The following is a 10,183-nucleotide window of genomic DNA, read 5'->3' as shown; positions in this document are numbered from 1 at the left end:
CCTGGAAAACACTTTTCCCTCGGCGTTTGTGATGCCTCTTAAAGGTCAAAACCCAGGTCAAGGTCAACGGCCATTTCGTTCAGGCTAAAGCCTGCCCGAGCAGGGCCGGCAATCGCCCCGGCCCTGCACTCGCGCTTTTCGGCAAACACAACCGCCCGCCAAAGGCGGGTTCCCTCAGCAAAAGCGTTTTCCTGACGGACCGGACGCGATTCGCTCCTGCTCAGCGCGCCCTCTCGCCGCATCCCTGCGGCTCGCCCTGGAAAACACTTTTCCCTCGGCGTTTGTGATGCCTCTTAAAGGTCAAAACCCAAGTCAAAAGCGAAAAGATAAAGATACCAATAGAATCAAAACCCAAACCCAAACCCAAACCCAAACCCAAACCCAAACCCAAACCCGAACCTTAATCCCTCCCTTTGTTCCGACCTTTTAAGCTTCAGGCACTGAGCATTGAGCATTGGCTTTAGATTTTGGGTTGGGTTTTTATTTTGGATTCCTGTCTTAGTTTTTTGGGTTTTGACCTGGGGGGTTGACCTTGAGGAGGCATCACCACCGCTGAGGAGGTGAACATTTCAGGATGTCCCGCCATGGATGGCGGGACAAGGGAGCGCTGAGCAGGAGCGAATCGCGAGCGGTCCGTGAAGAAATGTGAACCGACGAGGGTACCCGCCTGTGGCGGGCGGTTGTGTTTGCCGGATAGCCGGGGTGCAGGGGCGGGGCGCATGCCGCCCCTGCTCGGGCGGCCCGAAGGGCAGAACGAAATGGCCGTTGACCTGGTCGTTGACCTGGCCTTTGGTCCGGCCGTTGGTTCGGCCTTTGACCTTAAGACTTTGACCTTAAGACTTTGACCTTAAAGACCTTGACCTTAACGCCGCCTGCAAGGCAAAGCCCGCCCGCCTGCAAGGCAAAACGCCCCCCCTTAGTACACCAGCGCCTGCCCATCTTTGCGACTCTCGGTAGCCGCAATATAAAATCCCTGCGGATCGCGCACTATCGCCTGTGCGCCGCCGAAATTGTACGACTGCAACGGATCTTCCAGCACAATGTTATGGCCCATTGCGCGCAGGGCAGCGATCGTATTGCGATCCAGTGAAGGCTCGACGATCACTTCGCGACCGGCCACGACGCGCCAGCGTGGTGCATCGATCGCCGCCTGCGGATTCTGTTTGTGCAGCATGATGCGCAGCGCCAGTTGCAGATGACCCTGCGCCTGCATCGGCCCGCCCATTACGCCGAATGACATTAATGGCTGACCGGCTGCGTCGAGAGCAAAGGCGGGAATAATGGTATGGAAAGCGCGCTTGCCGCCAGCCACCACGTTGGGATGTCCCTGATCCAGTGCGAAGCCTGCGCCGCGATTTTGCATGCTGATACCGGTGCCTGGGATCACCACGCCAGAGCCAAATCCCATATAGTTGGACTGAATAAACGACACCATCATGCCGCTGGCATCCGCGGTGGCCAGATACACGGTGCCACTTTGCGTCGGAGCGCCAAAGGTAAAATCGCCCGCCCGATCGGGATTGATCAGCGCCGCACGGCTTTTAAGGTACTCATCGCTGAGCAGATGCGCTGCCGGAAACTCCAGATGATCTTCATCGGCGACGTAACGTTCGAGATCGACCAGCGCCAGCTTCATCGCCTCGATGGAAAGGTGCAGCCAGGGCACGGAATCGGGCGTATAGCGACCAATATCCCACTGCTCAAGAATGCCCAGCGCAATCAGCGTGGCGATGCCCTGACCGTTGGGCGGCAACTCATGCACCGAGCCACCGGCAAAAGGCCGTGACAGCATGTCGACCCAGTCGGCGCGATGGTTTTTCAAGTCTTCCAGCGTCAGCGCGGCGTTGTGTTCACGGGCGAAGGCAGCGATTTTTTCCGCCAGCTCACCCCGATAAAACGCCTCGCCGTTGGTGGCGGCAATTTTTTCCAGCGTGGCAGCCTGATCGGGATTACGGAACAGCTCGCCAATCGCCGGTGGACGACCCTGCGGCGCAAAGCAGGCGCTGAAGCCCGGCTGATCCTTCAGCTTCTGATAGCCGCGCTGCCAGAGCTGGCCAATCAGCGGCGAGACCGGAAAACCGTTGCGCGCATACTCAACGGCGGGCTGCACCAGCGTGGTTAGCGGCAGCGTGCCAAACTTTTCCGCCAGTGCGACCCACGCCGATACCGCGCCGGGCACGGTGACCGCATCCCAACCCAGCTCGGGCATGGCGTCGAGATGGGCAAAGGTTTGATGCTGCCAGGCCGCCGGAGCACGGCCTGATGCGTTGAGTGCATGCAGCTTTTTGCCATCCCAGACGATAGCAAACGCGTCGCTGCCGATGCCGTTGCCGGTGGGTTCCACAACGGTCAGCGCCATGGCGGTCGCCACCGCGGCATCTACCGCATTGCCGCCCTGTTGCAGCATGCGTATGCCCGCCTGCGCCGCCAGCGGCTGTGAGGTCGCTACGGCGTTATGCCCCATCATTGGCGCGCGCCAGGAGGCGTAAGCCGACAGATAATCCAGTTCTCCACTCATCGCGGTTCCTTAATAGTCAGTCATTGCGCGGATCAAGCGCATCACGTAATCCGTCGCCCAGCAGGTTGAAGCCCTGCACGGCAAGAAAAATGGCGACGCCCGGAAAAATCGACATCCACGGCGCCTGTTCAAGATAGCCTTTGGCGGTGTTCAGCATGGCGCCCCAGGAGGGGTTTGGCGGCTGCTGACCAAGACCGAGAAAAGAGAGGCTCGCTTCGGTAATGATGGCAGAGGCGATGGCCAGCGTGGCCTGCACCAGAATTGGCGACATCACGTTAGGCAGCACGTAACGCAGCACAATCCAGCGGTCCGGCAGCCCGATGGCCCGTGCGCCCTCAATATATTCTTCATTGCGAATAGCGATCACCTGACCGCGGGTCAGACGGGCAAAAATCGGCATCGCCGACAGGCCGATGGCGATCATCGCGTTGCCAAGGCTGGGTCCGAGAAACGCGCCCAGCGCGATGGCGAGAATCAAAAAAGGGCAGGCAAGCAGCGCTTCAATAAAGCGTGAAATCACGCCGTCCCAAATTCCCTGCCAGTAGCCAGCAATCAGCCCAAGCGGCACGCCGATCAAGATAGCGATCAGCACAGAGACGCAGCCCGCCATCAGCGAGGTGCGCGCCCCCCAAATCAGCCGCGATAACATGTCGCGTCCCAGTTCATCGGTGCCTAACCAGTAGAGTTCCGAAGGCGGCTTGCGCACCGCCAGAAAGTTAGCTTTGATCGGATCAAAGGGTGCGAGCCAGGGCGCCAGCAGCGCCAGCGCGACAAACAGCAGCACGATAATGGCACCGGCCATCGCGCTTTTGTTGTGCAGAAATTTTTTCAGCACCCGATTTTCCGCTTTTCGCAGCGGCGCGGCCTCACCGGCGGTTAAGACTTCGCTCATTGTCAGCCTCGCATTTTCGGGTTAATCAACACATAGAGCACGTCGGCCAGCAGGTTAAGCAGCAAAAAGCCGATCGCCACCACCAGCACCACGCCCTGCACCACGGCATAATCGCGGTTGAATACCGCATCAACGATCATCTTGCCGAAGCCGGGCAGGGTAAAAACCTGCTCGGTCAACACCGCTCCACCCAGCAGCTCGCCGAACAGCAGCGTAGTCAGCGTGATCACCGGCACCAGCGCGTTGCGAAAGGCATGCTTGAAAATCACCCGTTTTGGCAGCAAGCCTTTGGCGCGTGCGGTGCGGATATAGTCAGCCTGCAACACGCCAATCATCGCGGCGCGTGTGTGGCGCATCAGAGTGGCGGCCAGTCCGGTACCCAGCACCAGCGCTGGCAGCAGCAGGGTGGTGAGGTTTTGTCGCACGCCTTCACTGAGCGGCACGTAGCCAGAGGCGGGCAGCCATTGCAGATGCACCGAAAACAGCAGAATAAGCAGAATGCCGAGCCAAAAATGCGGCACTGAAATACCGGACAGCGCCACAAAGTTGGTGGTGTGATCGACCCAGCTGTCTTTGCGCACCGCCGCGACAATACCCATTGAAATGCCCACCAGCAGCGCGACCAGCATCGCCAACAGCGACAGTTCCAGCGTCACCGGCAACTTGCTGGCGATCAGCGCGGTCACCGGCTCTTTGGTGCGCAGCGAGATGCCTAAATCTCCCTGCAACGCGTTACCGATCCAGTGCAGATACTGTAGCGGGATCGGATCGTTCAGATGATATTCCGCCCGCAGTTGGGCAATCACCGCCGGATCGCGCTCTTCGCCCGCCATCGCCAGCACCGGATCGCCCGGCAGGAGCTTTTGCAGAGCGAAGACCATCATGCTAACCAGCAGCAGCGTGGGAATTGCCAGCAGCAGACGTTTACCGATCAATTCAAGCATCAATGCACCTCATCATCAGGGAGCCAGAGTAACACCGGCAAGGCGCACCAGGCCGTCTGGCCAGGCCTTGAAGCCCTGTAGCTTTTTGCTCATGCCGAAGATGCGTGGCTCAAAATAGAGATACGCGATCGGCATGTCGGTTTGCAGCTGATTCACCACGTCGTTATAGCGCGTCTGACGGGCCGCAGTGTCGTTGGTGCGGCGGGCTTCGCTGAGCCAGCTGTCTACCTGCGCATTGCTGTAGTGCCCGTCATTGAGCGTGCCCTTGCTGTTAATAAAGGCGTAGATGCTGCCGTCAGGATCGGGACGACCTGACCAACCCGACAGGCTGAGCTGAAAATCGCCACGCTGCTGGCGATCGAGCAGGCTGGCGAATTCGCTCATCTCCAGATTGACGTTGAATCCCGCCTCGCTGGCCATCGCCTGAATCACCTGGCCGACCTGCTGCGCGGTGGGATTATTGGTGACCAGCAGCGTAACGTTAAGCGGCGTTTTCACCCCTGCGGCCTGCAACAGCGCTTTGGCTTTTTCAACGTCGCGCGGTGCCACCGGCAGTTTGACATGGTACGGGCTGACCGGAGAGAAGGCCTGATTGGCCGGGGTATATAAGCCTTCAAACACCACCTGATTCAGCGCATCGCGATCGATAGCCAGTGAGAATGCCTGACGAACGCGCGCATCTTTCAGCGGGCTTTTGGCGTCCACTTTGCCGTTGGCGATGTTAAAGGTAATGCCCTGATACCCCAGGCCGGTGACTTTTGCCATGCTCAGACGCGCATCGCCCTGCAGGGTTTTGACATCGCTGGCGGCGATGCCCTCGGTGAGATCGAGATCGCCGGCGCGCAGGTTGGCGAGGCGTACCGAGGCGTCAGGAATTGGCAGGAAAATCACCTTGTCGAAATGGTAGGCCGCCTTGTTCCAGTAGCCTTCATAGCGCTTTAGCACGATACGATCCTGCTGTACGCGGCTGTCGAACTGATAGGGGCCGGAACAGACCGGCTGGGTGACAAAATCTGCTTTGCTCGCGGCCTGCGGTGCCAGCATGGCGCCAGCACGATCGGTCAGCTGGCTAAGCAGCGCAGCATCGGGGGTTTTCAGGTGAATCTTCACCTGCAACGGGCCGCTGACCTCAACGCTTTCCACCGACGAAAGCTCGCTTTTACGCAGTGAGCCAGGCAGCGTCAGCGCGCGTTCGAGGTTGAACTTCACCGCGCTGGCATCGAACTTCTCGCCGTCGTGAAAGGTAACGCCTTCACGCAGATTCATGGTCAGGGTTTTCCCCTCATCGCTCCATGCCCAGCTGGTGGCCAGACCGGGAACCACCTGCAACTTCTCATCGATATCAACCAAACGATCGCACATCGCGGCAAACACAAAGCGTCCGTAATAGGTGCGCGCCAGATGGGGATCGAGCATGTCAGGATCGGCACCGAGACCAATGCGGATCACGCTTTCCGCCTGCGTCTGAGCACTGGCACCAAGCAACATCAGGCCGCTGAGGGCGGTTAACAGAGAATGGCGAAGCTTCATCAGGTTATTTCTCCACAGAGTTAAGGGTAACGGCCCGCTCAAACAGGGCGCGGCGACGCAAAAAATTGGCGGAAGGCGGCGCCAGCGTAATGACGCTGCGGTCGCGGTTAATCTCCTGCCAGCGATGGCAAGCCACCTGGCGCCCGCCCGGTAAAATCTGGTTGATTGGCTCCAGCCGACGACACTCTTCGGTTGCCCACGGACAGCGGGTATGAAAACGGCAGCCGGAAGGCGGCGCGGCGGGATTGGGCAGATCGCCCTGCAGCATCGGCACCGTACGGCTGGCACCGGGCTGCAATTGCGGCGCTGAGGCGATCAGTGCCTGGGTATAAGGGTGCAGCGGCGCATCAAAAATCTCTTCAACGCTGGCCAGCTCGACAATTTGCCCGAGATACATCACCGCCACGCGATCGCTCATGTGGCGAATCACCGCCAGACCGTGCGCCACGATGATTAACGTCAGGCCAAACTGCTGTTTCAGCCCTTCAAGCAGATTGACCACCTGCGCCTGCACCGAGACGTCCAGCGCCGATACCGGCTCATCGCCGAGCAGCAGTTTGGGGCCGGAGGCGAGCGCCCGGGCAATACCGATGCGCTGTCGCTGGCCGCCGGAAAACTCATGCGGATAGCGCTGCGCCCAGGCGGCGGGCAGGCCAACGGTACGGAGTAATTCATGCACTCGCTCACGCCGTGCCTCGCGGGAGAGCGATTCATGCAGCCAGACGGGCTCGCCGACAATCGACTCCACGTTCATGCGTGGATTGAGTGAGGCAAAGGGATCCTGAAAGATGATTTGCAGTTCGCGCCGCAGCTGGTTGAGACGTGCGCCGCTGGCCTGGGTGATCGCCTCGCCCTGATAAAAAACGTCGCCCTGACTGGCGGTGAGCAGGCGCAACAGCAGGCGGCCCAGCGTCGATTTGCCGGAGCCGGATTCTCCGACTATCGCCAGCGTTTCGCCTGCCCGCACCTGCAATGAAATACGATCCACCGCCGTAACCTGGCTGGTGCGGTGAAACAGCCGCGTCGGGCCGGAAAAGGTTTTGCTCAGATCGCGACATTCCAGAATAGGGATGCTCATGCACGCTCCTCCAGCGACAGATGATGTTCCAGCGGCGCGCGAAAACAGGCGACCTGATGCGCCACGCCAATATCCTGCAGCGGCGGTCGCGCCTGATGACAACGCATTTCCGCAAACGGGCAGCGGGTGGCAAAACGGCAGCCCGCAGGCATCTGTTCCGGCAACGGCACGCTGCCAGGAATGGTGGCCAGATCGCCGTGGCGCGCGCCGTTGCCGGGAATCGAGGCCATCAGGCCGATGGTGTAAGGATGCTGGGGATCGTTGAAAATGGCTGCGACATCGCCGGTTTCTACCACCTGCCCGGCGTACATCACCGCTACGCGCTGTGCCACTTCGGCGACCACGCCGAGATCGTGCGTAATCATCAGCACCGCGGTGCCGGTTTCAGCTTTCAACCGGTTTAATAACGCCAGGATCTGCGCCTGAATGGTGACGTCGAGTGCGGTAGTCGGCTCATCGGCAATCAGCAGTTGCGGGCGGTTAATCAGCGCCATGGCGATCATGATGCGCTGGCGCATGCCGCCGGAAAGCTGATGCGGATAGGCTTTCAGCCGCATCTCTGCTGCCGGTATCTGCACCTTGTGCAGGATCTCCAGCGCTGCGGCCATCGCCTCACGACGACTGACCTGGCGATGACGCATCACCGCCTCGCTGAGCTGATCGCCAAGAGTGAACGCCGGATTGAGCGAGGTCATCGGCTCCTGAAAAATCATCGCCAGCTGGTTGCCGCGCAGATCGGCGTAACGTCGCGGGCTAATGTGGCGGAGATCCTCGCCAGCAAAGCGCATTTCACCCTCAAGAATGGTGGCGCTGGCCGGGAGCAAACCCATCAGCGCCAGAGACGTGATGCTTTTGCCGCAGCCCGATTCGCCAACCAGCGCCAGGGTTTCGCCGGCCTGCACGCTAAGCGAAATGTTGTCCAGCACGGTAACCGGTGAGCCACGAAACTGTACGCGTAGCTGGTTGATGGTCAGCACCGGGGCAGCGTGCGGGGAAATCGTCATGTCAGATCCTCCTGCTGGTGAATGGCTTCCATCAGCGCCTGCTGCAACGCCAGTAAATGCTCGCGCATCGCCGTGGCGGCGGCGGCCGGTTCACGACGGGCGATATGCGTCACCAGCTGATGATGATGATTGTCGTAGTTGTCGAGACGCGCTGGCGTGCGGGCGCGAATACGCAAATGCTGCCAGCCCGGATCGCGACGCACGGCATCGATGGCGTCAAACAGGCTGAGCATCAGTCGGTTACCTGCTGCTTCGGCAATGGCGCGGTGAAAGGCGCTGTCCCACAGCTCATGCTGATCGCCATCGCTAAGGCTGATGTCATGCATGCGCTCTTTCAGGCGTTGCAGCAGGGCAATTTGCTCACGTGTGGCGCGCAGTGCCGCCAGTCGCGCCAGGCCCGGTTCCAGCTGCAGGCGCGCTTCCATCACTTCCAGCAGGTTCGATTGCTGCGGCAAACTCTGCAAAATCAGCGGCTGAACCGGCGCAGCGGGGCCGACAAAGGTGCCCTTGCCCTGTTTGCGCCAGATGCGACCCTCTTCTTCCAGTACGTCCAGCGCCCGACGCAGCGCCCGACGGCCAACACAAAAGCGTTCGGTAAGCTCGCGTTCGCCTGGCAGCGCCACTTCTGGCGTCTTTTCATGTTGCAGGATCAGCTGACGTAGCTTTTCCAGCGCAGAGCTGGAACTTACAGCAGAATCACCCAGAATTGGTTCGCTCACTTTTTCACCTTTGCCCGCCAATCCGACGGCATGCATCACAGAGTTGATGAGGATAAGAGAGGCAATATCCGAACCAATCTGGAAGTGGTTCAGGAAAATAGCGGAGAAATTTTCGTTAAGGATTGATTAACAAGGCTTTTTAATTTATCGCGTCACCATCGGTAATTTTTCCGCAGCAAAATGCGAGAAAAAGGTGCCTTTTTCTGGTGCAGGCTGCTGCAAAAAGAGGCAGAGAACTGATGCGATTCAGCGCTAGCTCTTTGATGTGAATGGTTATATTTTCAGGCATGGGAATTGCTAGCTGTTCTGTCAGGTGAAGGGGGGTTGGCAGGCCAGAAAGCAGGATCAAAAAATAGTCAAAAAAGCTCAGGCAAAAAATAATTCTTCATCTAATAATTAGGATCCCGGTTTGTTGTTGTGATGCTCCTCTCTTTTTTACGGGCTCCACCATTCCGGCTTTTGGGCCTGGCCCTCAGGCCCCCACCTCTGTCTCTTTCGCGTGGTACATAGTGAGTTTTAAGGAGTTCTCTATGGAGTTTAAAGACCCAATGGGTGAACTGCTCAGCAGCCTTGAGCAGATAGTTTTATCGCGTGACACAATCAAAGTGGCTCCTGCTCTCCAGGCCCAGCCTGAAATCGTGCCTGAACCACAGCGTTTGCGTGAACTGACCGGCATGAAAATTGACGAGTTTGCTCGTGTGATGGGCGTTACGGTTTCCTCAGTGAAGAAGTGGGAAACCAGCCAGTCGAAGCCTTCGGCTACCGCACGCAAACTGATGCAGCTGTTGCATGCCAACCCGCGCCTCGGCCAGCAGTTGCTGGAATAAAGCAAAGTAACCCGCCGCTGGCGGGTTATTGTTTTGTGGCGCACGCCAACTCAGCCCCGTGAATTAACGATACTTTCCTTCCTGTTTTGCAAACCAACTCTCCGGCACGTTATAAGGCGGCTCTCTGAGCTGGGCAATGCCACGTTCAATTATCGTTGACGCCTGCTGCCACAGCGTTTCATCGCCCGCTTTCAACAGATCGATCTGCACGCGCTTTTCCACCAGATAAATCCGCGCAAAATGCGGGTCGAACTGCACGATGGCACGCGTATTGTCGATGATGTCCGCCAGCTTGATGGTCTGCGCCTGTGGCGATGCCTCCGCAGTGTGCCGGAAATGTGCCACCTTGCGCGCGGCGCGGTTTTTCGCTTTTGGCTGGGTGGTGTCGGTTAACATGCCCACCAGCCGGGCAACCTCAGCACCAAAGAAATTTTCAATGTCGGCCAGCGTACTGCCGGTATCTTCCACCGTGTCGTGCAGCCACGCGGCGGCCAGTTGATGCTCATTATCCGTGACGCTGCGCACCAACTCGACCACGGCAGCAGGATGCACAATATAAGGTTCATCGGTATATTTCCGCCGCTGACCCGCTTCAGCATGCACGGTAGTGGCGTATTGCCGCGCCTGCTCTTCCAGAGAATCTTTCATTATTACCCTTCCCGGTAAAAAAT

General features: G+C 58.8%; 9 protein-coding genes. 1 reads left to right on the top strand and 8 read right to left on the bottom strand.

The window, feature by feature from the left end:
* Window positions 1–916: 916 nt before the first annotated feature.
* From ACJY2L_RS14960 to ACJY2L_RS14930, 7 genes are read right to left on the bottom strand one after another with little or no spacing between them, the layout of a single operon-like run.
* A complete protein-coding gene (locus ACJY2L_RS14960) occupies window positions 917–2,518 on the bottom strand; it encodes a gamma-glutamyltransferase family protein (RefSeq protein WP_187486584.1) in 1,602 nt (533 codons plus the stop codon).
* Between the two features lie 16 nt (window positions 2,519–2,534).
* Window positions 2,535–3,410 carry an ABC transporter permease gene (locus tag ACJY2L_RS14955; protein WP_067434790.1) on the bottom strand — a complete coding sequence of 292 codons (876 nt, stop codon included), beginning with the start codon at window positions 3,408–3,410 and terminating at the stop codon, window positions 2,535–2,537.
* Between the two features lie 2 nt (window positions 3,411–3,412).
* Complete coding sequence (locus tag ACJY2L_RS14950) at window positions 3,413–4,354, bottom strand: ABC transporter permease (protein ID WP_067434787.1); 942 nt, start codon at window positions 4,352–4,354, stop codon at window positions 3,413–3,415.
* A gap of 15 nt (window positions 4,355–4,369) precedes the next feature.
* Window positions 4,370–5,884, bottom strand: a complete 1,515-nt coding sequence (locus tag ACJY2L_RS14945; protein ID WP_439213963.1) for an ABC transporter substrate-binding protein — start codon at window positions 5,882–5,884, stop codon at window positions 4,370–4,372.
* A 4-nt stretch (window positions 5,885–5,888) separates the two neighbouring features.
* The gene (locus ACJY2L_RS14940) at window positions 5,889–6,962 is read right to left on the bottom strand and encodes an ABC transporter ATP-binding protein (protein WP_439213964.1); all 1,074 of its coding nucleotides are present in this window, start codon (window positions 6,960–6,962) and stop codon (window positions 5,889–5,891) included.
* Complete coding sequence (locus ACJY2L_RS14935; protein ID WP_439213965.1) at window positions 6,959–7,966, bottom strand: ABC transporter ATP-binding protein; 1,008 nt, start codon at window positions 7,964–7,966, stop codon at window positions 6,959–6,961. The genes ACJY2L_RS14940 and ACJY2L_RS14935 overlap by 4 nt, the downstream gene beginning before the upstream one ends.
* Window positions 7,963–8,670, bottom strand: coding sequence for a FadR/GntR family transcriptional regulator (locus ACJY2L_RS14930; protein WP_439214031.1), 708 nt, complete (start codon window positions 8,668–8,670; stop codon window positions 7,963–7,965). Before ACJY2L_RS14930 ends, ACJY2L_RS14935 begins: the two co-directional genes overlap by 4 nt.
* A gap of 545 nt (window positions 8,671–9,215) precedes the next feature.
* Between ACJY2L_RS14930 and ACJY2L_RS14925 the strand changes: the two genes are divergently transcribed.
* Window positions 9,216–9,512: an HTH-type transcriptional regulator gene (locus ACJY2L_RS14925; RefSeq protein ID WP_067434779.1), complete on the top strand. Its 297-nt coding sequence runs from the start codon at window positions 9,216–9,218 to the stop codon at window positions 9,510–9,512.
* A 63-nt stretch (window positions 9,513–9,575) separates the two neighbouring features.
* On the opposite strand, the gene ACJY2L_RS14920 is transcribed toward ACJY2L_RS14925, so the two are convergent.
* Window positions 9,576–10,160, bottom strand: coding sequence for an HD domain-containing protein (locus tag ACJY2L_RS14920; protein WP_067434776.1), 585 nt, complete (start codon window positions 10,158–10,160; stop codon window positions 9,576–9,578).
* Window positions 10,161–10,183 lie beyond the last annotated feature (23 nt).

The sequence above is a fragment of the Duffyella sp. Ts4 genome, assembly GCF_051851875.1.
In the GTDB taxonomy this organism is placed as follows: Bacteria; Pseudomonadota; Gammaproteobacteria; order Enterobacterales; family Enterobacteriaceae; genus Duffyella; species Duffyella gerundensis.
Note: the sequence above shows the minus strand (reverse complement) of the source record. Positions and strands in the feature narration are given on the sequence as shown.